Source organism: Paraburkholderia azotifigens, assembly GCF_007995085.1.
In the GTDB taxonomy this organism is placed as follows: domain Bacteria; phylum Pseudomonadota; class Gammaproteobacteria; order Burkholderiales; family Burkholderiaceae; genus Paraburkholderia; species Paraburkholderia azotifigens.
This window is the reverse complement of sequence record NZ_VOQS01000003.1, coordinates 2,658,551-2,682,212: the sequence shown is the minus strand read 5'-3', so window position 1 is coordinate 2,682,212 and position 23,662 is coordinate 2,658,551. Positions and strand designations below refer to the sequence as shown.

Below are 23,662 nucleotides of genomic sequence, written 5' to 3'. Positions count from 1 at the left end.
CGTCAGCCTTTGAGTGCGCTGGCAAAGGCCTTCTGTGCATCGTCGACCGACTGGTTCCTGTTCCAGAAGTTCGTGATGACGTCCGTCAACGCGCCCTGCATGTCAGGCGACAACAGCATTTCCGGGTTGGGCAGCTGGCGCGACTTATCCTTCATGATCGCGATGCCCTCCTTCGCGCAAACGTCGAGCTGGTTCGCGTCGATGTCCGGCCGGATCGGAATCGAGCCTTTCTTCGCGCTGAACGCGACCTGCGCCTGCGGCGAGGTCATCACGCTCGCCAACAGGTTCTGCGCCTTGATTGCGTTCGCGTTGTCGGTCTTCGGAAACACGAACACGTCGCCCGCGACGAGATACGGCGAGTGCGGCCCGAACCCCGGGAAGCAGCCGAAGTCCTTGCCGGGCGTCTGCTTCGCCGCCGAAAACTCGCCCTTCGCCCAGTCGCCCATGATCTGCACACCCGCCTTGCCGGAAATCACCAGCGCCGTCGCGTCGTTCCAGTTGCGTCCGGGCGAACCGGGATCGACGTAGTCGTGCAGCTTCTTGAACGACGCGAGCACCTTCTTGAACGCATCGGATTTCACCGCGTTTGCGTCGCGGTCGCGATACACCTTCAGATAGAGATCCTGCCCGCCGACGTCGGCGAACACGGCGTCGAACGTGATCTTCTCCTGCCACGGCTGGCCGCCGAGCGCGAGCGGGATCACGCCGGCCTTCTTCAGCTTGTCGAGGTCGGCGAGAAATTCGTCGAAGCTCTTCGGGTCGCCTGCAATGCCCGCCTTCGCGAACACCGGCTTCGAATAGAAGAACCAGGCGGGCATGTGGATGTCGACGGGCGCCGCGTAGTAATGGCCGTTGACCTTGATGCTGTCGAGTATCGATTGCGGGAAGATGCCCGCCCAGTTCTCATTCGTGGCGACGCTATCGACGTTATTGAGCAGGCCCTGATCGATCAGGTCGTGAAACTGCTTCGACGTGTTGAACTGCGCAGCCGTGGGCGGATCGCCGCCGACAATGCGGTTGATCGCGGTCGCACGCGCCTGGTCCGCGCCCGCCACGGCGTTGTCGACCCACTGGCCGCCCGCCTGGTTGTACGCGTCGGCGAACTGCCGGATGGCCGCCGATTCGCCGCCCGACGTCCACCAGTGAATCACATTGGCCTTCAGCGGCTCGGCGTGCGCGACGACGCCCGTGATGGCCAACGCCAGTGCGATACCGCTTTTCAACGCCCACTGTTTTCTGCTGTTCATTCCGTCTCCTTCGGGCTCGATGCCCGATTTATCGGCTCGACTGCATGCCAGCTTATGTTGACTGCGTGTCAGTTCGCCTGTCGGTCCGCCTTTTCAGTCCTTGCTGCTGCGCGCCTCGATGAACTGCGCGATCAGCTCGCCGCTGCGCTTCACGGTGCGCTGCTGCGTGCCGTAATCGACATGCACGACGCCGAAGCGCCGCTCATAGCCGAAGGCCCACTCGAAGTTGTCGAGCAGCGACCACACGAAGTAGCCGCGGATATCGACGCCCTGCTTGACGGCCTGATCGACGGCGGCGAGATGCCGCTTCAGAAACGAAATGCGCTGCGCGTCGTCGACGCGGCCATCCTGCACCTTGTCGTCCGACGCCATGCCGTTCTCCGTGATGTAGATGGGCGGCAGGTTCGGGTAGGTGCGATGAAAGGCCGTCAGCAGATCGCGCAGGCCATCCGGATTCACTTCCCAGCCCATCTGCGTGCGTTCGACATCGGGCAGCGGCGCATCCACGAAACCATGCGCGCCGTCGCTCTTCACATTGGTGCGGAAATAATAATTGATGCCGAGGAAATCCAGCGGCGCGGCGATCGTCTGCATATCGCCTTCGAGCACGAGCGGCTCCGCGCCCGGCCACAGTTCCCACAGGTCGGCGGGATAGTCGCCCTTGAGCAGCGGGTCGAGAATCCATGCATTGTGCTGCACCTCGAACAGATGCGCGGCGCGCCGGTCGGCTTCGCCCGACGACGCCGCCGTGCCGCGCCCCACGTTCGCGACGATGCCTTTCATCGACGACGGATCGTTTGCGCGCAGCACACGCGTCGACTCGCCATGCGCGAGCAGCAGATGATGCATCGCCTGCGTCGCGTAACGAACGTTCGCGAGGCCCGGTGCATGATGCCCGTTGCCGTAGCCGAGGAACGCGGAGCACCACGGCTCGTTGAGCGTCATCCACGCATCGACGTGGCCCGCCAGTTCGCGGCTCATCAGGTCCGCGTAGTCGGCGAAACGATAGACGGTCTCGCGATTGAGCCAGCCGCCGCGATGTTCCAGATGCTGGGGCAAGTCCCAGTGATACAGCGTGACGAAGGTCTGCAAGCCCTTGTCCTTGAGCCTGCCCAGCAGCCGCCTGTAAAAGTCGAGACCCTTGCGGTTGGGACGCCCGGCTTCGTCCATCACGCGCGGCCACGCGACGGAAAGACGGTATGCCTCGAAGTTCAGACGCGTTAGCAGATCGAGATCGCTTTCCCAGCGGTGATAGTGATCGCAGGCCACGGCGCCCGTGTCGCCCGCGAGCACCTTGCCGGGCGTCGCCGAGAAGGTGTCCCAGATCGACGGCAGGCGGCCGTCTTCGTTGACCGCGCCTTCGATCTGATACGAGGCCGTCGCCGCGCCGAGCAGAAAATCCTTGCGCCACAGCACCGAATCGGCGGAAGGCGTGAACGGATCGGTTTGCTGACGGCTGCCGGGTGCCACTGCATCGTATGCCACGGAACCTCCTCTCGCGGGATGGGCTGATACGCGGGCGAGCGTATCGGTCGGACGGGATGGAAGCCGGGAGTGGAAGCGCTTCCACACGACCTGCGCACGATATCAGCGGCCCTTTTGGCGCAGCAATCAGGGTTTGTCTGGATCGGCCGAAGCCTGTCTAGAGCGGCCATGCGAAGCGCATGCAGCGGATATGTCGAACGCTCGTGACGTGCAGCTGGTGCTCGCGCACAACGCACACCGGGGGGCGCTCGGCCAATGTCTCGTTTTTTTCCGACGACTCAGGGTTCGACCGGAAAGAAGGGGTTGTCCGGCCGTTAAACTGAACTGATCGATGCGAGAACTTTGGCGCATCCTCTTAAGAGTGAGAGTCCAATGCGAGCGACGACCACCCAGGCCAACGGCATCGTTCCTGCGCTGACGAGCATCCGCTTTCTCGCGGCGCTGACAGTCGTCCTCTCGCACTACCGCGAACTCGACCTGCTCAACACGCCCGTTTCGTTCTTCAATTTCGTCGACGGCGGACGCTCGGCCGTATCGCTTTTCTTCGTGCTGTCGGGCTTCATCCTCACGTACACCTATCGCGACGAACTCGCGACGCAGAGTCCGCACAACTTCTACGTGGCGCGCGTCGCCCGCATCTATCCGAACATCCTGCTCGCACTCGGCATTGCGTCGATCACCACCGCGTACCTCGTCATCTCGCACAACGACGTGCTGCTGCTCAAATGGTTCGCGCTGAAGTCCGCGATCAATCTGTCGCTGGTGGTGAGCTTCGTCTGCCAGGTGCTGCTGATCACCGCGTGGTTCCCGTTCGCCGCGATCAACCAGCCGTGGAATGGACCGGCATCGAGCGTGTCGTGCGAGGCGTTTTTCTATGCGCTCTTCCCGCTGATCCTCGCCCGCTTCGTGAAGATGCGCGCAGCGACGCTCGCCGCCACGCTGGTCGGCATCTGGATCGCGCAAGGCCTGATGATCGTGTTCTTCATGGCCGTGTTTCCCGCGTCGCGCAGTCACTTCCTTGCGGGTGCGCTGCCGCTGTGCCGGATCGCCGAATTCATGCTGGGCATCGGCGCGGCGCTGGCGTTTCAGGCGTTGCGCGGACGCGGCGTGTCGATGCACCGTCGCGGCATCGCGCTGGTGACGTGCTCCGTCGCCGTGCTGATCATCCTCGCGCTGTGGCAGCCGGTGTCGCCCGTGTTCTATCCGCAAAGCCCGTTCTTCGCGACGCTGATTCTGGGCCTCGCGCTCCTCGAACGGCCCGTGGTCGGCATACTGAATCAGCGCTGGCTGGTGCGTTTCGGCGAAGCGAGCTATGCGCTGTTCCTGATTCACGTGCCGCTCGCGTATCTCGCGTGGCTCGCGGGCTTCCGCGTGAACAACGGATGGATTCCGCTCACCTTCACGCTGCTGTTGAGCGTGGTCGTTTTCACGTATTTCGAAGAGCCGATGCGCCGCCGCATCCGCAGGCGTTTTCGCAGCAAGCCGCTTGCGCCCGCAGCCGTTGTCACGGATGCCGTCGATCCCTCCGTGACCGTCGGGCCCGGCATGAAGCCCGGCTGAGTTCGAACAGCATCGCTTGCTTTTGAACAAAGACAAACGGCGCTTCATGCGCCGTTTGTCTTTTGCTGCCTGATCTACTTTCTGTTTCAGACCCAGTGCGCCGGAACCCACACGCGGCCCACCCAGTGCCCCGGAATCAGAACCAGCGGACGCGGCTTCGGCGCGACATACACGACATGCGGGGGCGGCGGCGGAGCGACGACCACGACATGCGCCGGGGGCGGCGGCACGACGACGGGGGCCGGCGCGACCACCACGGCGGCCGGCGGCGGAGCGACGACGACGGGCGCGGGCACGGGTACAGGCGCAGCGACGACCACGGTGGACGTGGGCGGCGGCACCACGACGGGAGGCGGCACCACCACGGCTGCGCCGACCGTCGTCGTGCTGCCCGCCACGACCGTGGTTCCGCCCGTCGTCACCGCACCGCCATGGACGACCGTACCGCTCGTTGTCACGGTGTTGCCGTGCGTGCCCGTCGCGCTGCCCGACGTGACGACGACGCCCGGTGCGACGCTCGTCGCGCTGCCCGAATGCGTGACCGTGCCACCGTTGCCGCCCGTCACCGTGCCCGAACGCGAGCACGTATAGCCCGCGCAGTTCGTCGATGCCGAGTGGTTGTAGCTGGTGCCGTTGCCGCCCGTCACCGTGCCCGACGACGAGTATTGACCCGCGCCGTTGCGCGTCACTTCGCCGGACGTCGACGCCGTCTTGCCGTCCGAGCCCGTCATCGATCCCGTGTGCGAGCAGGTGCCGCCTGCGCAGCTGGTGTCGCCCGAATGCTGAACCGAGCGGCCGTTCGGACCGTACGCCGTGCCCGTGTTGGAGAACTGGCCGGGCGCCGTACGCGTGACGCTGCCGGAGTTGGTCGCGACGCGGCCCTCGGGGCCGGCGACGCCGCCTGCGTGATTGCAGGTGCCGCCGCTGCAGTAACCGCCATGTGCGCCGCTGTATTCGCCACGCGACGTGTACGCCGTGCCGTGCCCGTACCAGCCGGCCCACGCGGGCACGCTGACGAGCGACGCGCTGGCGCCGATCACCGTGGCTGCCGCAGCCAGCGCAAGACGGCGTGAGACGCCGCGTGCGGCGGATGCCGACGTACGATTCAGCAGACCAGAAAACGAAGAGAAGAGATGCGAGCGGGTTTTCACGGCAGTTCCTTCACGGTTCGGGCCACTTGCTGATGCAGCGTGGCGACGGAATGAATCGTAGAAGAAACGGCCCGCGAGGTCAGTTCATAAACTATGTCGAGAAATGTCACAGCGGCAGGCAAAAACTGCCTGACGCCGTGACCTCGCCGCTGTCGGTTCGCTCGCTATGAGGAGCGGGCGCGGCCGCGCGCACGGGTCGCGCCCGTGACCACGCCGATGCCAAGCAGGATTACGGCGACGATCGCGACGTAATGCTGCGCGACGTGCATGCTGACGAGAGCCCACGACACGCCGCCAATGAAAATCAGCCAGCCGATCAGATAAATGGCCAAGGTCATCGGATTCTCCTTTCCGCTTTGACGTGCAAGGTTTTTGCGAGAACCGTGCCGCGCGGAAAACGAATCTTTGTCCGGCGCTTATACGATCACGTCCGCGCCATCGGCGGCGGGTTCGGCGTGGCGCTGCGCTTCGCGTCCCGCCCGCGCACGCTGCAGGTCGATCAGCTCGCGGTACGACAGCCATGCGCCCGAACCACCCGATTTCGCCGCATACATCGCGGCATCCGCGTTGAGCAGCAGTGCCTCGGCGGAGTCGCCGTCGGCCGGGAACTGGCTGATGCCGATGCTCGCGCCGACGGCCATCGGCTGATCGCCGATCAGCAGTTCGTCGTCGATCGTCCGCACGATGCGCGCGGCGATCGCGGGCGCGGCTTCGGCGGAACGCTCGCCCTTCACGAGCACGATGAATTCGTCGCCGCCCAGGCGCGCCACGACGTCGCCCGGATGCAGCACTTCCTGCAGACGGCGCGCGACGATCGCGAGCACGTCGTCGCCCACGGAGTGGCCGTATTGATCGTTGATCTGCTTGAAGCGGTTCAGGTCGATGAACAGCACGGCGAGCCGCGCGCCGTTCGCGCGCGCCCGGTCGATCGCTTCCTCCAGCTTCTGCATGAACAGCATCCGGTTGGGCAATCCCGTCAGCCCGTCGTGGCTCGCGAGATGCGTCAGTTCGTGCTGCTTGCTGCGCAGCTCGTCCATCTGCACGCCGATCTCGCCGCGCATGCGCTCGAAGCCGCGCGCAAGCACGCCGATCTCGTCGGTGCGCCGCACGGGCAGCGCGTCCATCGTGTGCTCGGAGAAAAAGTGCGTGGCGGCGTCGGCGAGCGTATGCAACGGACGCGTCAACGCGCGTGCGAACAGAATGGCCAGCAGGATCGCGAACGCGCTGAAGATCAGCACCATCCGCACGATGCTGTTGCCGAGCATGTTCGCGCCGACGAGCACGTCGTGCAGCGGCTTCGCGAGACCGATCACGAGAAAGCGATTGCCCTGCGACTGGCCGAACGGCCGGCGCACGAACGCGAGCACATGGCCGGCCGCCTCGTTCGGCTGCGTGAGGCCATTCAGCAGCACGGGCTGGGCCGACTGCTCGAAGAGAGGCTTTGTCGCCGCGAAGCTGTCCTGCATGAACACGCGCCGGCCCTTGTCGAAACCGAAAGTCTGCGACGGGTCGGGATGCACGAGGAAGTCGCCCCACTCGTTCGCGAGATAGACCTGATAGTCGGTCGGCAGATCGGCTTGCGAGAGCCTCAGCAGACTCGCGAGATCGACGTCGATCACGACCACGCCAACCACTTCGCCGCGCGCATCGGCGACAGGCGTGCCGACCCGCAGCGTCGGCTTGCCCTCGGCCGCGTGCGCGCCATGTTCGTGATTGACGGCGATGGGCGAAATGTAGACGCGCCCCGGCGGCAGCGCGAGCGTCTCGAACACGTACGCAAACTGGCGTTTCTCCTGCAGCGCGCTTTCCTGCACGCGCACCGGGCCGCCCGGTTCGCGGTCGATACGGATCAGTTCAAGCCCGTAGAGATTGCGCGCAATAAGGCGCACCTGCAGATACTCGGGATGCTGCGCGATGAAGCTTGCGAACACCTGCGCGAGCCGGTCGCGCATCGCGTTGCCGGGCGATGTGCCGTCGTCGCTCACCGCGACGCTCGCCGCCGAAGGCATCGTCGACAGCACGAGTGCGTCCGCGGCAATGTCGTTGATCGCGACCGTGAAGCGCTGCCCGAGCAGTTCCGTCGACGTAAGCAGACTGCGCTCCGCTTCGTGCACCAGCATGGTCCGGTTCGCGCGATAGGCGTAATACCCCGTCGTGCCCGACGCGAGCACGCCGATCAGCGCGAGCAGCACGGAGAGCTTGAACGTGAGTCCGGGACGCATCATCAGAAACGCTCCGGCCGGTCGCCCGAGACGATGCGGCTCCAGAGCGCCTCGCGCTTCTGGATGTTCTCGACGGGTTCGGTCCACAGAATATGGCTCTTGCCCGTGCTTTCGGGCGGCTCCGTCAGCGTGTTCGCGAGCCCCTGACGTTGCGTGAGCAGGCGGCTGACGTCAGGCTCGAGCATGTAGTTGATCCACGCGAGCGCAAGCGGGCGGTTTGCCGCCGCGCTCGTCATCGACCAGCAGTCGAGCCATGCGAGCACGCCTTCGTCGGGAATCACATAGCCGACATCGGCCCCCGCGCGGCGCAGCAGTTCGAGTTGCTGCGTGCCGTAGTTGCCGAACATCAGCGCGACCTTGTGCTGAACGAAAAACGCCGCGGCTTCTTCGGGCAGGTTGTAGTAGGTCAGCAGATTGCGCCGCAGATCGATCAGCTTGCGCGCGATCGTCTGGATCTGCGCGTTGTTCAGCTGGAACGGATCCGGATAGCCGAGCGCGAGCGCCGTGAACGAGAAGTTGTGCTGCGCGCTGTTGTAGTCGAGCACCTTGCCGCGATAGCGCGGGTTCCACAGTTCGTTCATCGAATGCGGCGCGACGCTGACCTGCTTGCGGTCGTAGATCAGGCCCATCGTCGAGTAGGTGAACGGAATCGCGTAGACGGCGCCGTGTTGCGTGAGTCCGTCGATCGACGACAGCGCGCGGAAGCGCGGCAACTGGCGCTTCGTGTTCGGCAGGCTCGCGAGGTCGAGCGGCGCGAGCAGATTGTCGTGCGCGTAGCGCTGGATTTCAGCCGTGTTGGCCGCCAGCACGTCGAACTGCGGCTGCGTGCCCTGATGCATCTTGTCCCACAGCGCCTCGTCGGAATCGACCAGCGTGACTTCGACTTTCGCGTGATAGCGGTCCTCGAAACCTTTCACGACGTCGGCATCGGCATAGCCCGGCCATGCGAGCACACGCAGCACGTTCTCCGCGGCCGGCGCATGGGCAACCAACATGCAGCAGCCGAGAAAAAGGATGACTGAGTCAAGTAAGCGCTTCGGACGAACAACCGCTCGAACAACCGCTCGCGCGATGCGGGCAACGCTGCCCCGCCGCCAGACACATGCATATGAGTAGCACCACCGCATTTCGTCTGTCCTTGTTGCGATCCGACTTCAATGCATTTCAACGCGCACGCGAGGGGCAGCATCGGCTCGCAGCGCGTCTGCAGACGCGCTCGAAACGGTACGGCACCAGCGGGCACATGCGAGGGAAAACAGTGTTCGGCCGCTTGCGAATAACGCGCGACGTTTTTCTTCAGGAGAAGGAACAGCAGTCTAGCCGAATCGCGTGCGCCAAAATATACCTCGTGTGGTCTACACGCTGATAACGGCTCAGACGGCCGCTTCTTTAACGATTGGGACGCTTCATCTTTTCAAGCAGCGTTTCAAAAAAAACGCCGCGATAAGATGCACGGGCTGCACGGCAAACCATTGCGCGTTTCAAACCGGCGTTTGTTTTTTTCCCTTGTTTTTCAGCGTCATCGTAAGCACCGTTGATGACAGCCGTTCGGGGCGGCCGTGTTTTTGCATGGTCTTGAAACGGCCTGACGGGCAGGCGGCTTACTGGATGGAAGCGACCGCGCGGCCGCCCTTCTGCAGAGTGCCCGCGGGGTGCAGTTCGAAGCAGAAGGTGGTGCCCGCCCCTTCGCGTTCGACGAGGCGAATCTGGCTGCCGTGCAACTGCAACATGCGCTGGACGATCAGCAGGCCCAGCCCGCCGCGATGCGCGCCGCCCGACGTGAACGCGCGCTGGAACAGCCGCGCGCGCACGTCGGCCGACATGCCCGGTCCCGTATCGCTGACCGTCACCGACACCTTGCCGTCGCGCAGCGCGAGGTCGACATCGACGGCGCCGTCGTCCGGCGTGTGACGGATTGCGTTGTCGAGCAGATTGGTCAGCACGCGCTCGATCATGCCGAGATCGGCCGTCACGTTCGGCAGACGCGGCGCGATGTCCGCGCGCAAGCGGATGCGCCGCGCTTCCGCCGGCAACTCGAATTTCTGGAACACGTCCTGCAGCAGATCGATGAGCGAGAAGTCTTCGAGCGCGAGTTGCACGTTGCCGTGTTCGAGCCGCGCGAGTTCGAACAGCGACTGCGCGAGCCGCCCCACTTTCACGCTCTGCGCGAGGGCGATCGCCAGGTAGCGCTTGCGCTCGGCGTCGCTCAACGAATCCGCTTTCATCGACAGCGTTTCGAGGTAGCCATGCAGCGATGTCAGCGGGGTGCGCAGATCGTGCGAAATGTTCGCCACCAGTTCGCGCCGCTCCTGGTCCTGCCGCGTCAGTTCGCGCCACTGCTGGCCGATGCGTTCGGCCATCTGCGCGAACGTCGATTCGAGCGTCGCGATCTCGTCGCGTGAATTGAGTGCGGCGACGCGCGCCGGATTGGGCACGGCGAGCGGCGTAGCCGGTTCGCCGTTCGCGTCGAACTGGCGCATCGCATCGGTGAGACGGCGCAGCGGCCGCGTGATCAGCCCGAACGCCATCAGGCCCGCGACGAGACCCAGCAGCGCGACAACGGCCATCGACCATAACGTGGTGCGCAACACCGAACTCGCCGCGACGCGCGCCGCGAGTTCGTCGTGCGCTTCGCCCTGCAGCACGACGTACAGGTATTCGGGCGGCCGCTTGCCTGCGTCGTGCGGCAGCAGCGCCGCGCTGAACACCTTGCGGCCGTCGATGCTGCGCGGGTCGTCGCCGAGGATCGGCAGCGGATCGCCCGCGATGAACTGCCGGACGGGCCGCACGTCGACCTGCATCCGCTTCAGGTGGCCAGCGGGCGCGTCGTCGCCTTCGATATGGCCGTTCTGATCGAGCAGATACACCTCGACGCTCGGATTGACGACCATCAACTGGCCGAATATCTCCCGCAGGGCCGCCTTGCGCGAGCCGTCGCCGCTGTCATCCGACAAGGCCGGATTGCGCGCGATATGCGACGCGAGATCGCGCGACAGGCTTTGAATGACTTCCTTTTCGTGCAGATCGCTGGAACGGATCTGCAGCCACGCCGACGCGCCGCAGCACGCAAGCAGCAGCACCGAAAACACCAGCGACAGCCGCTGCGTCAATGACAGGTTCACGACGCTTCTCCCTCATGCGCAGCAGGATCGGCGACGAACTTGTAGCCGCGTCCCCAAACCGTCAGGATGCGCGCCGGCTGCGCGGGGTCGTCCTCGATCTTCGCGCGCAGCCGGTTGATGTGCGTGTTGACGGTGTGCTCGTAGCCCTCGTGCTGATAGCCCCACACGGCGTTGAGCAGATCCATCCGCGAAAACACCTTGCCCGGACGGCTCGCAAAGAAATACAACAAATCGAATTCGCGCGGCGTCAGCTCGATCCGCTTGCCTTTCGCGGTCGCTTCGCGCGTAAGCGGGTCGATGAACAGCCCCGCGAGATTCAGGCTGCCCGCTTCCATGCGCGCGTCTTTCGCCATCGCGTCGGCGCGCCGCAGCAGCGCCTTCACGCGCGCAACCAGTTCGAGCACGGAGAAAGGTTTCGCGAGATAGTCGTCCGCGCCGAGTTCGAGCCCGAGTATGCGGTGCACTTCGCTCGAACGCGCGCTCGTGATGATGATGGGCGTATAGCGCGCCATCGCGCGGGCGCGGCGGCAGATCTCCAGCCCGTCGACGCCCGGCAGCATCAGGTCGAGGATCAGCGCGTCCCAGTTGCCCTGCTCCAGCAGCCGCAGCCCTTCGTTGCCGTCGGCGCTATGGACGACTTCGTAGCGCTCGTCCCGCAGGTGCAGGCTCAGCACATTCGCAATGTCGACATCGTCTTCGACGATCAGTACGCGCTTCGGATGATCCATCGGCTCGCTTGAAATGAGTGGATTAAACGCCGTCATGCCGCGTTTATAGCCCTGACATTGTGCAGAATTTTCGGCCGCCGGGTTATCACAATTAATTTAAGTTTCCGTGAGGACGCCGCGATCACGGCGGACTTACGCTACGGCCACGTTCAATCGAGTCGCACGAAGGAGCACACGATGAAAAGCCGCAGGCAGTTCCTGTTGACGGGCGGCAGCGCGCTGGCGGCGCTGGCTTCCCTCATGCACTGGCGCGCGTTCGCCGCTGGCGCGTCAGACGCCCCGCAAGCAACGGACACGGCCGCCGCGCGCTTCGAAGTCACGCGCACCGACGCGCAATGGCGCGCGGCGCTGACGCCCGCGCAGTACCACGTGCTGCGCGAGGAAGGCACCGAGCGTCCGTTCAGCAGTCCCCTCAACGACGAGCATCGCAGCGGTGTGTTCGCCTGCGCGGGATGCAGCCTCGAACTCTTTTCGTCGCGCACGAAGTTCGACAGCCACACGGGCTGGCCGAGCTTCTGGGCGCCGCTCGATCACGCCGTCGCGACACGCGAGGACGGCTCGTGGGGCATGGTGCGCACGGAAGTCCACTGCCGGCGCTGCGGCGGCCATCTCGGTCACGTGTTCGACGACGGCCCGAAACCGACGGGCCTGCGCTACTGCATGAACGGACTCGCGATGACCTTCACGCCGCGTGCAGCCTGACGCCTTCGTTTTTTTCGCACGATCAACCATCAAACGATCATGTTACTCATCGTCCTCGCTTACCTCGGCGGCGCGCTCACGATCCTGAGTCCGTGCATTCTGCCCGTGCTGCCCTTCGTCTTCGCGCGCGCCGACCAGCCGTTCGTGCGCTCCGGCCTGCCGCTGCTCGGCGGCATGGCGCTCACGTTCGCGCTCGTCGCGACACTGGCAGCCGTGGGCGGCGGCTGGGTCACGCAGGCCAACCAGTACGGCCGCTGGATCGCGATCGTGCTGCTCGGCGTGTTCGGCCTGACGCTGCTGCTGCCGCGTCTCGCCGACCGGCTGATGCATCCCCTCGTCAGCGCGGGCAACCGGCTGTCCGAGCTTGCACAGGCCGACGGGCAAAGGTCGCGCATGAGCTCGTCGTTTCTGCTCGGCATCGCGACGGGCCTGCTGTGGGCCCCGTGCGCGGGCCCGATTCTCGGCCTCGTGCTCACGGGCGCCGCGCTGCGCGGCGCGAGCGTCGGCACGACGGTGCTGCTGCTCGCCTATGCGGCGGGCGCGGCGACTTCGCTGGCGATTGCGCTGCTGATCGGCGGACGGGTCTTCGCGGCGATGAAGCGCTCGCTCGGCGCGGGCGAATGGGTGCGGCGCGGCATCGGCGCGGCGATGCTGTGCGGCGTCGTGGCGATCGCGCTCGGCGTCGACACGGGCGTGCTGACGAAGGTCTCGACGGTCGCGACTAGCGGCATCGAGCAGCATCTCGTCGACAGGCTGTCGCCGCCGAAACCGTCCAGCGACGAAGCGACGATGTCCGCGAACGCGCCTGCGCTGAAGCCGGCCGCCGACGCCGCGCCGCCCGCGGGCACGATGATGCGCGCCTCGACGGCCGCCGCGCCGCTGCCCGTCGAAGGCACGCTGCCGCCGCTGACGGGCGCCGTCCAGTGGCTCAATTCGCCGCCGCTCACGGCTGAGCAGCTGCGCGGCAAGGTCGTGCTGATCGACTTCTGGACGTACTCGTGCATCAACTGCCTGCGCACGCTGCCGTATGTGAAAGCGTGGTCGCAGAAGTATCGCGACATGGGCCTCGTGGTGATCGGCGTGCACGCGCCCGAATTTGCATTCGAGCGCAATATCGACAACGTGAAGAAGGCGTCACACGATCTCGGCGTCGATTACCCGATCGCGATCGACAACAACTACGCGATCTGGCGCGCGTTCGGCAACCAGTATTGGCCCGCCCACTATTTCGTCGATGCGCAGGGCCGCATACGCCATCACCACTTCGGCGAAGGCGAGTACGAGCAGTCGGAAAAAGTGATCCAGCAACTGCTGGCGGAAGCGGGCCATCCCGAAGCGGCTCGAGTGGCGACGGGTCTCGAACAGCACGCGAAAGGCGTCGAAGCGGCCGCCGACGGCAACGACATGATGTCGCCGGAAACGTACATCGGCTACACGCGCGCCGAGAACTTCATGTCGCCGGGCGGCGAAGCGCCGAACCGCGTACACGCCTACACCGCGCCGTCGAGCCCCGACGTCAACGACTGGGGACTCGCGGGCACGTGGAAAGTGGGCGCCGAGCATGCGACGCTCGCCGCGCCGGACGGACGCATTGTCTACCGCTTCCATGCACGCGACCTGCATCTCGTGCTCGGGCCGGGCGCGGGCGGCAAGCCGGTGCACTTCCGCGTGACGATCGACGGCGCCGCGCCCGGCGATGCACGCGGCACCGACGTGAGCGCCGACGGTACGGGCGTCGTCACGGAGCAGCGGCTGTATCAGCTCGTGCGGCAGACGGGCAACGTGACCGACCACACCTTTGCGATCGAGTTTCTCGATCCCGGTGTCGAGGCCTACGCATTCACTTTCGGTTAATCGCCAGTTTAGTTATTCGAGGACCACACATCGTGAACAAGACACTCATCGCAAACGCATTCGGCTGGACGCGCACATCGACGGGACGCATCGCAACGTGTATCGCAATTGGCGCGGGCGCGATCGCCTGGCAGCACGTCGCGTCGGCGGAACAGGCGGTGCGGATTCCCGCGCCCGCGCAGGACGAAAAAGTGGGCGCCACGCACACGGAAACAGCCGTCTTCGCAGGCGGCTGCTTCTGGGGCGTGCAGGGCGTGTACGAGCACGTGAAAGGCGTGCAACAGGTCGCGTCCGGCTACGCAGGCGGCGCCGCGAACACCGCGCAATACGAGACCGTCAGCGAGGGCGACACGGGGCACGCGGAATCGGTGCGCATCACCTACGACCCGACGCAGATCACGTACGGCCGTCTGCTGCAGATTTTCTTTTCGGTCGCGCATAACCCGACGCAGCTCAACTACCAGGGCCCCGATCACGGCACGCAATATCGCTCCGCTGTGTTTCCGCAGAACGCCGAACAGCGCGCGATCGCGCAGGCGTATATCGCGCAGCTGGGCAAGGCGAAGGTATTCAACGCGCCGATCGTGACGAAGATCGAGGACTTCAAGGGCTTCTATCCCGCCGAGCAGTATCACCAGAACTATCTGGTGCTGCATCCCGATTCGCCGTACATCGCGATCAACGATCTGCCGAAGATCACCTACCTGAAGCAGATGTTCCCGGATGTCTTTCGCAACGACCCGGTTTTGCTGAAGGCGTCGGCTTCGTAAGATGCGGCGTCAGCTGCCCACGGCCTCGGCGATCCGCTTGCACAGCGCCTTGTCGGGATACGGGCCGGTGCCTGCGCGCACGTTGTCGGCCATATATTCCGGGCGGCCCGTGCCCGGAATCACGACGCTCACGGCCGGTTGCGCGAGCACGAATTTCAGCAGGACCTGCGCCCACGTCGTGCAGCCGATCTCGCCCGCCCACGCGGGCAGCGGCGTCTTGCCGACCCGCGACAGCAGCCCGCCGCCGCCGAACGGCTGATTGATCACGACGCCGATGCCCAGATCGTGCGCGAGCGGCAGGATGCGCTGTTCGGCATCGCGGTCGTCGGCGGCGTAGTTGATCTGCACGAAGTCGGGCTTCTCGCTGTGCATCACGCCCGCTACCTCCTCGAACGCGCTCGACGTGTAGTGCGTGATGCCGATATGGCGCACGCGCCCGCGCGCTTTCCAGTCGCGCAAAGTGGCAAGCTGTGTTCGCCAGTCGACGAGGTTGTGCACCTGCATCAGATCGATGCGCGGCTGCTGCAGGCGGCGCATCGACTGCTCCATCTGCGCGATGCCCGCTTCGCGTCCTTGCGTCCACACCTTGGTCGCGACGAACGCCTTGCCGTGCGCATCGAGCCGTGTGAGCAGCGTGCCCGCGACCGCTTCGGACGAACCGTACATCGGCGACGAATCGATGACCGAGCCGCCTGCCGCGAACAGCACGTTCAGCACCTCGGCGAGCCGTGCCTGGCCTTGCGGATCGTCGCCGACATCGAACGTGCGCCACGTGCCGCAGCCGACGACGGGCAATGGCTCGCCCGTCGACGGAATCTTGCGGGTTTCCATGCGCGGCAATGGCTTGTCCTGTGCCTCCACGAGCGACGCGGCCGAGAGCGCAAGCGGCATCATCAGCGCGCTTCTCAGGAAGCCGCGACGCGACGGCGATTCAAAGGGATGGGACATGGGCCAGAACCACGTCAGCCAGGCCGCCGCACGATGAAATCGATCTCGACGAGCGCGTCGCGCGCGAGCCCCGTCACGCCGACGCAGGTCCGCGCGGGCAAACGTCCCGGCGGGAAATGCGCGGCGTAGACGGCATTCATCGTCGCGTAGTCGCGCTTGAATTCGGTGAGGAAGATGCGCGCCGACACGACGTGTTCGAGCCCGAGACCGATGCCCTTGAGCACCAGCACCAGGTTATCCATCACGCGTTTGGTCTGCGCGGCAACGCCTTCGGGCAAAGGCGCCGCGTCGTCGCCGGGCAGCGTCGGCATCTGGCCCGTGACGAACACCCAGCCGCCCGATTCCGTCGCGTGTGAAAACGGGCCGACGGGCGTCGGCGCGCCCTCGACCATCCAGAACTGCGTGGTTTCGCTCATCTGTTGAAACTCCGTGGACTTCGCATCGATCGATTGAAAACTTGCGTCGACTGCACGCGTGAAGGCATACCTTAACGCGCTTCGTGCAGCCTTGCATGAAGCTGCTGCGCGTGCAGCGAGCCATCGTCGCCGGACAAAATCACGGGCGCAAAAAAAAAGCGCGCTCTTTTACGAAGCGCGCTTTTTCGCGGGACTGCCGGTGCGAAACGCTATCAGGCGTTGCTCTGCCCCGCAGGACGGCACGATGCGCGGCGGCGCGCCGGTTTCGGCGCATCGGCCACATCCAGCACGTCGCGCCACCAGCGCTCGCCGCGATGCGGCGCGCTGAGATCGAGCCGCTCGCCCATGCGCGGCGTCGCCAGCGCGATGCCGTGCGCGGCGGCCAGCCCCACCACGCGCTCGAACGGCTCCTGCCAGCGATGCATCGCCAGATCGAATGTGCCGTTGTGGATCGGCACCAGCCAGCGTCCGCGCAGATCGATATGCGCCTGCACGGTATGGTCGGGCTGCATGTGGACGTACGGCCATTGCGCGTCGTACGCGCCCGTCTCCATCAGGGTCACGTCGAACGGGCCGAGCCGCTCGCCGATCGCCCTGAAGCCGTCGAAGTAGCCGGTGTCGCCGCTGAAGAACACGCGCAGATCGCCGTCGACGATCACCCATGACGCCCACAGCGTGCTGTTGCCGTCGAACAGGCTGCGCCCCGAGAAATGCTGCGCCGGGGTTGCCGTAAACTGCACGCCCTCGATCTCGACGCCCTGCCACCAGTCGAACTGACGCACCTTCGACGCATTCACGCCCCACTCGATCAGCCGGTCGCCGACGCCAAGCGGCGTCAGGAACACGCCCGTCGTATCGGCAAGTGCGAGCACCGTCTCGCGGTCCAGATGGTCGTAGTGATCGTGCGACAGGATCACGCCGCGCAACGGCGGCAAATCTTCGCGCGCGATGGGCGGCGCATGAAAACGCTTCGGGCCCATCCGTTTGAACGGCGACGCACGCTCCGCGAACACGGGATCCGTCAGCCAGAACTGGCCGCGCAGCTTGAGCAGCATCGTCGAATGGCCGAGCCGGAACAGGCTGCCGTCGGGCGCGGCATCGAGATCCGCGCGCGTCAGCGGGTCCACGGGCAGTTCGGCCGACGGCATCGTGCCGTCGGGCTTGTTGAACAGCACATTCCACGCGATGCGCAGCGTCTTGCCAAAGCCCTCCACCGGGCGCGGCTTCACGTTGCGAAAGCGCTCGCCGTCGTGCTGCGGCGACGCGCTGGACAGCTCGCGGCTGCGCTGCGCCGCCACGAATCCCAGAATCTGACTAATGTTGCCGATGATCGATTTCATGCGTAGCGTCGCCCGAGACGGAAGGTAGACTGCACAGTGTAGTTTATTAACTCAAAAAGTAAACCCGGCGGTGTAAAATTAAAAGATGCACGACAGCACCACACTTCCCCGTCTGACCGATCGCAAGCGCGCGGCCGTGATCGAAGCGGCCATCGACGAATTTCGCGCCTCCGGTTTCGACGCCACCAGCATGGACCGCATCGCGGCGCGCGCGAGCGTGTCGAAGCGCACGGTCTACAACCACTTCCCCAGCAAGGAAGCGCTGTTCGCGGCGATCCTCCAGCAACTGTGGGACGCGAGCAAGGCGGGCGACGCGCCCGGTTATCGCGCCGACCAGCCGCTGCGGCCGCAGTTGATCGATCTGCTCGCGCAAAAGCTGCGCCTCATGAACGACGAGGCGTTCATGTCGCTGGCGCGCGTGGCCATCGCGGCGGGCATTCATTCTCCCGAGCGCGCGCGGGACATGGTGGCGCGCATCGGTGAGCGCGAGGAAGGCTTGACCGTCTGGATTCGCGCGGCCTGCGCAGACGGCAGACTCGATACGCCCGACCCGGCGTTCGCCGCGCAGCAATTGCACGGTCTCGTGAAAGGATTCGCGTTCTGGCCGCAGGTGACGATGGGGCAGCCGCCGTTATCGGCGGACGAGCAGACGGCGGTTGTGCAAACCTCGGCGGATATGTTTCTGGCGCGCTACGAAGTCAAGACGAAAAACCCTCCCTGAGCGACGCGCCGCGCGTCATTCGCGTTCGCGTGACACCAGCCCCGCCAGCCCCGCCAGCGTATCGCCGAACCCGCCCCGCACCTTCGACGCCATCCGCGCGCTCGTCACCACGCGCGGCGCCGCGCTCCACGCGATGCGCGCGCCCGTCTCGACCAGCAGCCCCACCAGCGCGACATCCTCGCTGCACGCCAGCGGCGGAAAACCGCCCGCGCGGCAATACGCGAGGGCCGACACGCCGAGATTGGCCCCATGCACATGCCGGTGTCCATCGGCGTGCATGTAGGCGCGATAGAACGCGTCGCGCGTCAGTTCGTCGTGCTCGCGCCAGTCGTCGACGATCACGGGACCGCACACCGCTTCCGCATTGAGCGCGAGCTGCGCGACGAGCCAGTCGGGCGCGACGCGGCTGTCGGCATCGGTGAATGCGAGCCAGCGCACGCCCTGCTCCAGCAACGCCGCCGCGCCCGCCGCACGCGCCTTGCCGACGTTGCGCACGTCGAGCGACAACGCGTGCGTATCGAAACAGCGCGCAATCGACGCCGAGCGGTCCGTGCAGCTGTCGAGCGCCACGACGATTCTCACGAGTTCGCCGCGCAGTTCCGGATGTGCGGCCGCGATGCGCGCCGCCTGCAGACAATCGGCGAGCAGTTCTTCCTCGTCGTGCGCGGGAATCACGATGCCGATCATGCAAGCCCCTCGCATTGCGCGACCGACTGTCCGTCCTTCGACCACACGTCGAGCAGCAGATCGTGCTCGGCATGCCGGACGATGCGGTTCAGGGGAGGCAGCGCGTCGAAGGTCGCGTGCACGTCGTCGGCCGTTTGCAGCTTGCCTTCGAACGGATGCCGCCAGTGACACGCGACCAGCGTGCCGTCGTCCGTCAGCGAGGCGCACGCGCGCTGCGCGAGTTCCGCCGTAGCTTCGCGCGACAGGTAGTAGCACAGCTCGCCGATCACGATCAGATCGAAGCGCGCGTCGGGCCATTGCTCGGGAATCGCGCGCTGCTCGAACGTGACGTTGTGCCTGCCGGCGAGACGTTCGCGCGCCAGATGCACCGCGCGCCCGCTGATATCGCACACGTGCAGGCTCTCGCAACGCTGCGCGAGCAGCGCCGACAGTTCGCCGTTCGAGCACGCGGGCTCGAAGCCTGACCGGTAGCATTCGCGCGGCAGCGCCGCGACCGTCAGCAGACGCTTGCGGCGCTCGTACCAGCTCGCGCGATAGTCCCAGGGATCGTCGTCCTGGCGGTACAGATCGTCGAAATAGGCGGAGGGAAATGACATGCGCGCGCCGCCTCAGCGTCTGCCCAGATTCCAGGGCTGGTCCATGCCTTTGCCTTTGCCGTTCCCGTCGTTCTCGTCGTTCCCGTCGAGCAGTGTCTGCCCGAGCGCGCATTCGTCGCGCTCCGCATGGCTCTGGCGCAGGAACACGGGCAGATCGGCGATCGCGTGGGCAAACCACGCGTCGGTGCAGAACGGTACGGCGCCGAGTGCGCGCGACACATGCTCCATCACCTGCGCCGCCGCCTGCTCGACGGCGACGCGCACGCGCAGCGCGCATTGCTGCGCGTCCTCGCGAGGATGCGCGTCGATCCACGCCGCCGACTCGCGCAGCAACGCGGCCACCGCTGACAGTTCGGCATCGGCGGCGCCGAGATGCGCGCAGGCATGCGGGTTCGCGTGACGCCTGACGCTGTCGCGCAGAATCGACGCGAGCGCGGCCGCGCAGCCGTACCAGCACGCGGCGATGCCCGCCCCGCCATGCCAGAAGCCCGGACGCGACAGATACGCGCCCGCATCGCCGATCTGCACGGCGCGCGCGCCATCGAAGCTCACGTTGCTCGTGCCCGTTGCGCGCATGCCGACGGCCTCCCAGCCGGCAGGATCGATCGAGACGGAAGGTTGCGACAGTTCGACGGCAGCCAACACTGGCTCGTCGTCTCGCCATGCTGTAACCAACGCATGCGAGACGTGCGGCGCGCCCGAGCACCACGGCTTCGTGCCTTCGAGCGACAACACAACGCCGTCGTCGGACACATGTGCGATCAGCTTCGCGTTCGGCGGTTCGGCGGCCCAGACGGCCCAACTGCCGTCGTCGGCGAGTTCGGCGCGATCCAGTTCCGCGAGAATCGCCAGCGCATCGGTATGCGCTTCGTAAAGCTTGACCAGCGACAGATCGCACGCGGCGACGGCCGCGAGTCCGCGCCAGCGCGTCGCCGTTTCGCCGCGGCCCGGCAGCGGCAGCCAGTCCATGCCGCGGCCGCGCAACGCATCGAGCGTGGCCGCGCGGCTCGCCGAGGCTTCGTCGCCATAGCGCACGCCCGCCAGATATCGCTCGAGCGCCGGGACGAGTGCATAGCGCCGCGGCTCGATGTCGGCGTCCGGTTCCTCGTCGTTCAGACGCAGTCCGCTGTTGATGTACCACGCAGCGGGCGCGGCGCGCCGCAGGGGATCGTGGCCGAGATCGTTCATGCGTTGCTCCTTGATGAGGGCCTGCGAAGGCCGAAGGCATCTGCCCGTTGCTGATGGTTGCTGACGGTTGCTGATGGTTGTGCTGCGGGTGGCTGCGGGTTGCTGTGTTACTGCGCCGCCAACGGTGCGCACGCTTGCGAGCGACGATGCAAGCGACGTGCCCATGTCTCGCGATGCATTTCGTGCGCGCGCTTCCCTTGCGCGCACGAATCCATTCGCGACGCTACGCTAGACGGCATGGCGATTGCGGTCCGGAAGGGACCGACGCGGCAGATGCGCCTCCCGCACACGGCTCCCCGACTTCCCTGCGCTGCCGATCCCGACGAGGACAACGATGACCACCAACACAAAGCTGCAAAGAGCTGCCCGGCTCTCCGATCTCGCTGACGACGGCATGAAGCGCATCGAACTGGACGGCACGCCGATCCTGCTGATACGTCGCGGCGGCGCGGTGCATGCGTATAGCGCGGACTGTCCGCATGCGGGCGCGCCGCTCGAACAGGGCGCGCTGTGCGATGACCGGCTTGTCTGCCCCTGGCACAAAGGCACCTTCGACGTCGCGACGGGTGCGCTCGTCGAACCGCCTGCGCTGCTGCCGCTGACGCGTTATCCCGTACGTATCGAACACGACGACGTACTGGTCGGCAGTACGCCCGAACCGTCGAAAACAGCCACGGCAACGGCCGCCGACAAGCGCACGTTCGCGATCGTCGGCGCGGGCGCAGCGGGCGCGGCCGCTTGCGCCGCGCTGCGGGAAGCGGGTTTCGCGGGACGCATCGTGCTGATCGATCGCGAGCCGCGCACGCCGTACGACCGCACCGTGTTGAGCAAATTCGTGCCGTCCGGCGAGATGCCTGTCGAAGACATTCCGCCCCTCTTGCCGGACGACTTCTTCGCGACGCATGGCATCGACAGGATCCAGGCCGAAGTTACGGCGCTGGATGCGAAAGCGCGCCGCATCGATATCGGCAGCGCGCCGTCGATTCGCTACGACGCGGCGCTCGTCGCCACGGGCGGCATCCCGAAGCGGCTGTCGCTGCAAGGCAGCGAGGCGGACCACGTCAAGCCGCGCATCCGGCTGCTGCGCGATCGCGACGACGCGCGGCGCCTCGTCGAAGCAGCAACGCAAGGCGAACACGCACTCGTGCTCGGCGCGAGCTTCGTCGGCCTGGAGGTTGCGTCGGCGCTGCGCGAGCGCAAGCTGCGCGTGACGGTCGTGTCGCCGGGCAATGTGCCGTTCGAGAAGCAGTTCGGTCCCGAACTCGGCAGGCTGTTCATGCGGCTGCACGAAGCGCATGGCGTGAAGGTACGCATGGGCCATCACGCGCGCGCCGTCGAGCGAGGCGATGCAGACGGCGCACTGCGCGTGACGCTCGACAATGGCGACACCGTGCCGTGCGACTTCATCGTCGCGGGGATCGGCGTGACGCCTGCGACGGATTTTCTCGAAGGCGTCACGCGCAACGACGACAAGAGCGTCAATGTCGATACGTCGATGCGCGTGACGGACGGCCTCTATGCAGCGGGCGATATCGCGCGCTTCGAATTGCAGGCGCCCGTCAGCGGGCGCGTGCGGATCGAGCACTGGCGCGTCGCGCAGCAGCACGCGCGCATCGCCGCGCACGCGATGCTCGGCATGCCGCCGAAAGAGCCGCTGGTGCCGTTTTTCTGGACCTATCACTTCGGCAAGACATTCGAGTATGTCGGTCACGCGAAGCACTGGGACGACACGAAATTCACGGGCACGCCCGATACATTCGAATTCATCGCGCTGCTGGGCGAAAAAGGAAGACTGGTCGCAGCAGTCGGATGCAACCGCGAGAAGCAGATGGGTATGCTGGCGGAAGCGCTGCGCAAACCTTTGAGTCTCGCCGATGCGGCGAAGATTGCCGGGTCGGCATGAAGCGCTTTGAAGCAGCGTTGAAGCAGCGGGTTTGAAGCAGCAGGTTTGAAAGCGGGTTTGAAGCGGCAGGTTGAACTTGAGCAGGCCGCGCATCGCACGATCTCATGCGATGCGCGGCTCGCGCGTCCTTCGTCAACTGTTGTGCGAGGGACTGCCACCCGCTCCCGGCGGCTCCGGCCGATCGCCGCTGCCGAGCGGCACCTCGGCCGTTTGCTTCGCATGCGGATTCGAACGGGGCGGATTCGTGGCCTTCATCGTTTCCGTCGGCTCGCCTGGCTCGGTTGTAGTGGCCGTCTTGCGCCCATCGTCCTGCTTGCCGGGCTGCCTGTCAGTCTGTTTCTGCTCCATCTCTATTCTCCCTTCGTGTCACCGCTCAGGCGCGCGGTTCAGAACCGGTTGATCCTGAAGTCGCCCGCCAGCGCAGTGGTATTGCGCCGTTGCCTCAGCTTCTCGAACTCCACCGCGATGCGCGTCGGCGAATGACGCTTCTGCACCACGTCCCACTGCCTGTACGCATCGAACGCTGCGTCGTCGAACGACACCGCCACCGACGCGCGTTGCCCGTCCGCATCGACGCCGATATACAGCATGCCGTTGCTCAATTCCTCGATCCGGAACGCAACACGCTGTGCCTCGAAATAGCGGCCGAGCGTTTCGGCGATATCGCGCCCGTCGCCCGGCATCACTGCGATCGTCATGAACATGCCTGCTGGATGAATTCGCGCTCTGCATGCAACACGGGCTGGAAGATCTACATGCAGGCCTGAAAGGTTTGCAGGGCCGCCTCTCGGACACCTCCCGAACGCCGCGCGCATCGGCATGCCGTTCGTTGTTCGTGTCGAGTCACGGCTGGCGTTGTCCGCCCTGATGCTGCGGCGGCTTCTGGTTTTGCTGCTGCTGTCCGCCGTCGCGGTTCGGCTGATGCGGGGTGGCGGGATGATCCGGTTGCGCCTTTTGCGTGCTCATCGATTGCTTCATGGTCAATGTCCTCTGTGGGTACGGTTTGGGTCGAACGCTTCGGG

23 protein-coding genes are annotated in these 23,662 nt (G+C 65.7%); 6 read left to right on the top strand and 17 right to left on the bottom strand.

Annotated elements, in window-relative coordinates; all coding sequences use genetic code 11:
* Nucleotides 1-2: 2 nt before the first annotated feature.
* Together FRZ40_RS29255 and FRZ40_RS29250 are read right to left on the bottom strand one after the other, a co-directional pair.
* Entirely contained in the window at nt 3-1,247 is a 1,245-nt protein-coding gene (locus tag FRZ40_RS29255) for an ABC transporter substrate-binding protein (protein ID WP_028369352.1), read from the bottom strand.
* 93 nt (nt 1,248-1,340) lie between these two features.
* Nucleotides 1,341-2,732 (bottom strand): GH1 family beta-glucosidase, encoded by a 1,392-nt coding sequence (locus tag FRZ40_RS29250; RefSeq protein WP_147236430.1) that lies wholly within the window; start codon nt 2,730-2,732, stop codon nt 1,341-1,343.
* Between the two features lie 372 nt (nt 2,733-3,104).
* Between FRZ40_RS29250 and FRZ40_RS29245 the strand changes: the two genes are divergently transcribed.
* Nucleotides 3,105-4,292, top strand: coding sequence for an acyltransferase family protein (locus FRZ40_RS29245; RefSeq protein WP_147236429.1), 1,188 nt, complete (start codon nt 3,105-3,107; stop codon nt 4,290-4,292).
* A gap of 86 nt (nt 4,293-4,378) precedes the next feature.
* On the opposite strand, the gene FRZ40_RS29240 is transcribed toward FRZ40_RS29245, so the two are convergent.
* The 6 genes from FRZ40_RS29240 to FRZ40_RS29220 form a co-directional block, all read right to left on the bottom strand.
* Complete coding sequence (locus FRZ40_RS29240; RefSeq protein WP_147236428.1) at nt 4,379-5,443, bottom strand: hypothetical protein; 1,065 nt, start codon at nt 5,441-5,443, stop codon at nt 4,379-4,381.
* Nucleotides 5,444-5,607: 164 nt separating this feature from the next.
* A complete protein-coding gene (locus FRZ40_RS44505) occupies nt 5,608-5,781 on the bottom strand; it encodes a hypothetical protein (protein ID WP_167528694.1) in 174 nt (57 codons plus the stop codon).
* 78 nt (nt 5,782-5,859) lie between these two features.
* The gene (locus FRZ40_RS29235; RefSeq protein ID WP_147236427.1) at nt 5,860-7,668 is read right to left on the bottom strand and encodes a GGDEF domain-containing protein; all 1,809 of its coding nucleotides are present in this window, start codon (nt 7,666-7,668) and stop codon (nt 5,860-5,862) included.
* Nucleotides 7,668-8,792, bottom strand: coding sequence for an extracellular solute-binding protein (locus tag FRZ40_RS29230; protein WP_028369357.1), 1,125 nt, complete (start codon nt 8,790-8,792; stop codon nt 7,668-7,670). The genes FRZ40_RS29235 and FRZ40_RS29230 overlap by 1 nt, the downstream gene beginning before the upstream one ends.
* Nucleotides 8,793-9,266: 474 nt before the next feature.
* A complete protein-coding gene (locus FRZ40_RS29225) occupies nt 9,267-10,787 on the bottom strand; it encodes a sensor histidine kinase (protein ID WP_147236426.1) in 1,521 nt (506 codons plus the stop codon).
* On the bottom strand, nt 10,784-11,515 hold the full coding sequence (locus tag FRZ40_RS29220; RefSeq protein WP_028369359.1) for a response regulator transcription factor: 732 nt from the start codon (nt 11,513-11,515) through the stop codon (nt 10,784-10,786). The genes FRZ40_RS29225 and FRZ40_RS29220 overlap by 4 nt, the downstream gene beginning before the upstream one ends.
* A gap of 177 nt (nt 11,516-11,692) precedes the next feature.
* Here FRZ40_RS29220 and msrB point away from each other — a divergent pair, with 177 nt between their 5' ends.
* From msrB to msrA, 3 genes are read left to right on the top strand one after another with little or no spacing between them, the layout of a single operon-like run.
* A complete protein-coding gene (gene msrB / locus FRZ40_RS29215; RefSeq protein WP_147236425.1) occupies nt 11,693-12,217 on the top strand; it encodes a peptide-methionine (R)-S-oxide reductase MsrB in 525 nt (174 codons plus the stop codon).
* Nucleotides 12,218-12,256: 39 nt separating this feature from the next.
* Nucleotides 12,257-14,071: a cytochrome c biogenesis protein DipZ gene (locus FRZ40_RS29210; RefSeq protein WP_147236424.1), complete on the top strand. Its 1,815-nt coding sequence runs from the start codon at nt 12,257-12,259 to the stop codon at nt 14,069-14,071.
* Nucleotides 14,072-14,103: 32 nt separating this feature from the next.
* Complete coding sequence (gene msrA, locus FRZ40_RS29205; protein WP_028369362.1) at nt 14,104-14,841, top strand: peptide-methionine (S)-S-oxide reductase MsrA; 738 nt, start codon at nt 14,104-14,106, stop codon at nt 14,839-14,841.
* A 9-nt stretch (nt 14,842-14,850) separates the two neighbouring features.
* On the opposite strand, the gene FRZ40_RS29200 is transcribed toward msrA, so the two are convergent.
* The 3 genes from FRZ40_RS29200 to FRZ40_RS29190 all read right to left on the bottom strand — a co-directional run bounded on the left by FRZ40_RS29200 (nt 14,851) and on the right by FRZ40_RS29190 (nt 17,545).
* On the bottom strand, nt 14,851-15,789 hold the full coding sequence (locus FRZ40_RS29200; protein ID WP_147236423.1) for an aldo/keto reductase: 939 nt from the start codon (nt 15,787-15,789) through the stop codon (nt 14,851-14,853).
* A gap of 14 nt (nt 15,790-15,803) precedes the next feature.
* The gene (locus FRZ40_RS29195) at nt 15,804-16,205 is read right to left on the bottom strand and encodes a RidA family protein (RefSeq protein ID WP_028369364.1); all 402 of its coding nucleotides are present in this window, start codon (nt 16,203-16,205) and stop codon (nt 15,804-15,806) included.
* Nucleotides 16,206-16,417: 212 nt separating this feature from the next.
* Nucleotides 16,418-17,545, bottom strand: coding sequence for an MBL fold metallo-hydrolase (locus tag FRZ40_RS29190; RefSeq protein WP_147236422.1), 1,128 nt, complete (start codon nt 17,543-17,545; stop codon nt 16,418-16,420).
* Between the two features lie 85 nt (nt 17,546-17,630).
* On the opposite strand from FRZ40_RS29190, the gene FRZ40_RS29185 reads away from it, so the two are divergent.
* Nucleotides 17,631-18,266, top strand: a complete 636-nt coding sequence (locus FRZ40_RS29185; RefSeq protein WP_147236421.1) for a TetR/AcrR family transcriptional regulator — start codon at nt 17,631-17,633, stop codon at nt 18,264-18,266.
* A gap of 15 nt (nt 18,267-18,281) precedes the next feature.
* Here the strand turns inward: FRZ40_RS29185 and FRZ40_RS29180 are convergent, their stop codons facing one another.
* From FRZ40_RS29180 to FRZ40_RS29170, 3 genes are read right to left on the bottom strand one after another with little or no spacing between them, the layout of a single operon-like run.
* The gene (locus FRZ40_RS29180; protein ID WP_147236420.1) at nt 18,282-18,953 is read right to left on the bottom strand and encodes a glycosyltransferase family 2 protein; all 672 of its coding nucleotides are present in this window, start codon (nt 18,951-18,953) and stop codon (nt 18,282-18,284) included.
* Nucleotides 18,950-19,549, bottom strand: a complete 600-nt coding sequence (locus tag FRZ40_RS29175; RefSeq protein ID WP_147236419.1) for an SAM-dependent methyltransferase — start codon at nt 19,547-19,549, stop codon at nt 18,950-18,952. The genes FRZ40_RS29180 and FRZ40_RS29175 overlap by 4 nt, the downstream gene beginning before the upstream one ends.
* A gap of 12 nt (nt 19,550-19,561) precedes the next feature.
* Nucleotides 19,562-20,737 (bottom strand): acyl-CoA dehydrogenase family protein, encoded by a 1,176-nt coding sequence (locus tag FRZ40_RS29170; RefSeq protein WP_147236418.1) that lies wholly within the window; start codon nt 20,735-20,737, stop codon nt 19,562-19,564.
* Nucleotides 20,738-21,071: 334 nt separating this feature from the next.
* Between FRZ40_RS29170 and FRZ40_RS29165 the strand changes: the two genes are divergently transcribed.
* The gene (locus FRZ40_RS29165; RefSeq protein WP_147236417.1) at nt 21,072-22,640 is read left to right on the top strand and encodes an FAD-dependent oxidoreductase; all 1,569 of its coding nucleotides are present in this window, start codon (nt 21,072-21,074) and stop codon (nt 22,638-22,640) included.
* 132 nt (nt 22,641-22,772) lie between these two features.
* Here the strand turns inward: FRZ40_RS29165 and FRZ40_RS29160 are convergent, their stop codons facing one another.
* The 3 genes from FRZ40_RS29160 to FRZ40_RS45815 form a co-directional block, all read right to left on the bottom strand.
* The gene (locus tag FRZ40_RS29160) at nt 22,773-22,988 is read right to left on the bottom strand and encodes a hypothetical protein (RefSeq protein ID WP_147236416.1); all 216 of its coding nucleotides are present in this window, start codon (nt 22,986-22,988) and stop codon (nt 22,773-22,775) included.
* Nucleotides 22,989-23,026: 38 nt separating this feature from the next.
* Complete coding sequence (locus FRZ40_RS29155) at nt 23,027-23,338, bottom strand: hypothetical protein (RefSeq protein ID WP_147236415.1); 312 nt, start codon at nt 23,336-23,338, stop codon at nt 23,027-23,029.
* 145 nt (nt 23,339-23,483) lie between these two features.
* Complete coding sequence (locus FRZ40_RS45815) at nt 23,484-23,618, bottom strand: hypothetical protein (RefSeq protein ID WP_275671047.1); 135 nt, start codon at nt 23,616-23,618, stop codon at nt 23,484-23,486.
* Nucleotides 23,619-23,662: the final 44 nt, after the last annotated feature.

Excerpts from the sequence above, each read along its gene's own strand:
- FRZ40_RS29255 (WP_028369352.1), bottom strand. The coding sequence starts at position 1,247 with ATGAACAGCAGAAAACAGTGGGCGTTGAAAAGCGGTATCGCACTGGCG.
- FRZ40_RS29245 (WP_147236429.1), top strand. The coding sequence starts at position 3,105 with ATGCGAGCGACGACCACCCAGGCCAACGGCATCGTTCCTGCGCTGACG.
- FRZ40_RS44505 (WP_167528694.1), bottom strand. The coding sequence starts at position 5,781 with ATGACCTTGGCCATTTATCTGATCGGCTGGCTGATTTTCATTGGCGGC.
- FRZ40_RS29235 (WP_147236427.1), bottom strand. The coding sequence starts at position 7,668 with ATGATGCGTCCCGGACTCACGTTCAAGCTCTCCGTGCTGCTCGCGCTG.
- FRZ40_RS29230 (WP_028369357.1), bottom strand. The coding sequence starts at position 8,792 with ATGCGGTGGTGCTACTCATATGCATGTGTCTGGCGGCGGGGCAGCGTT.
- FRZ40_RS29220 (WP_028369359.1), bottom strand. The coding sequence starts at position 11,515 with ATGGATCATCCGAAGCGCGTACTGATCGTCGAAGACGATGTCGACATT.
- msrB (WP_147236425.1), top strand. The coding sequence starts at position 11,693 with ATGAAAAGCCGCAGGCAGTTCCTGTTGACGGGCGGCAGCGCGCTGGCG.
- FRZ40_RS29210 (WP_147236424.1), top strand. The coding sequence starts at position 12,257 with ATGTTACTCATCGTCCTCGCTTACCTCGGCGGCGCGCTCACGATCCTG.
- FRZ40_RS29200 (WP_147236423.1), bottom strand. The coding sequence starts at position 15,789 with ATGTCCCATCCCTTTGAATCGCCGTCGCGTCGCGGCTTCCTGAGAAGC.
- FRZ40_RS29195 (WP_028369364.1), bottom strand. The coding sequence starts at position 16,205 with ATGAGCGAAACCACGCAGTTCTGGATGGTCGAGGGCGCGCCGACGCCC.
- FRZ40_RS29190 (WP_147236422.1), bottom strand. The coding sequence starts at position 17,545 with ATGAAATCGATCATCGGCAACATTAGTCAGATTCTGGGATTCGTGGCG.
- FRZ40_RS29185 (WP_147236421.1), top strand. The coding sequence starts at position 17,631 with ATGCACGACAGCACCACACTTCCCCGTCTGACCGATCGCAAGCGCGCG.
- FRZ40_RS29180 (WP_147236420.1), bottom strand. The coding sequence starts at position 18,953 with ATGATCGGCATCGTGATTCCCGCGCACGACGAGGAAGAACTGCTCGCC.
- FRZ40_RS29175 (WP_147236419.1), bottom strand. The coding sequence starts at position 19,549 with ATGTCATTTCCCTCCGCCTATTTCGACGATCTGTACCGCCAGGACGAC.
- FRZ40_RS29170 (WP_147236418.1), bottom strand. The coding sequence starts at position 20,737 with ATGAACGATCTCGGCCACGATCCCCTGCGGCGCGCCGCGCCCGCTGCG.
- FRZ40_RS29165 (WP_147236417.1), top strand. The coding sequence starts at position 21,072 with ATGACCACCAACACAAAGCTGCAAAGAGCTGCCCGGCTCTCCGATCTC.
- FRZ40_RS29160 (WP_147236416.1), bottom strand. The coding sequence starts at position 22,988 with ATGGAGCAGAAACAGACTGACAGGCAGCCCGGCAAGCAGGACGATGGG.
- FRZ40_RS29155 (WP_147236415.1), bottom strand. The coding sequence starts at position 23,338 with ATGACGATCGCAGTGATGCCGGGCGACGGGCGCGATATCGCCGAAACG.
- FRZ40_RS45815 (WP_275671047.1), bottom strand. The coding sequence starts at position 23,618 with ATGAAGCAATCGATGAGCACGCAAAAGGCGCAACCGGATCATCCCGCC.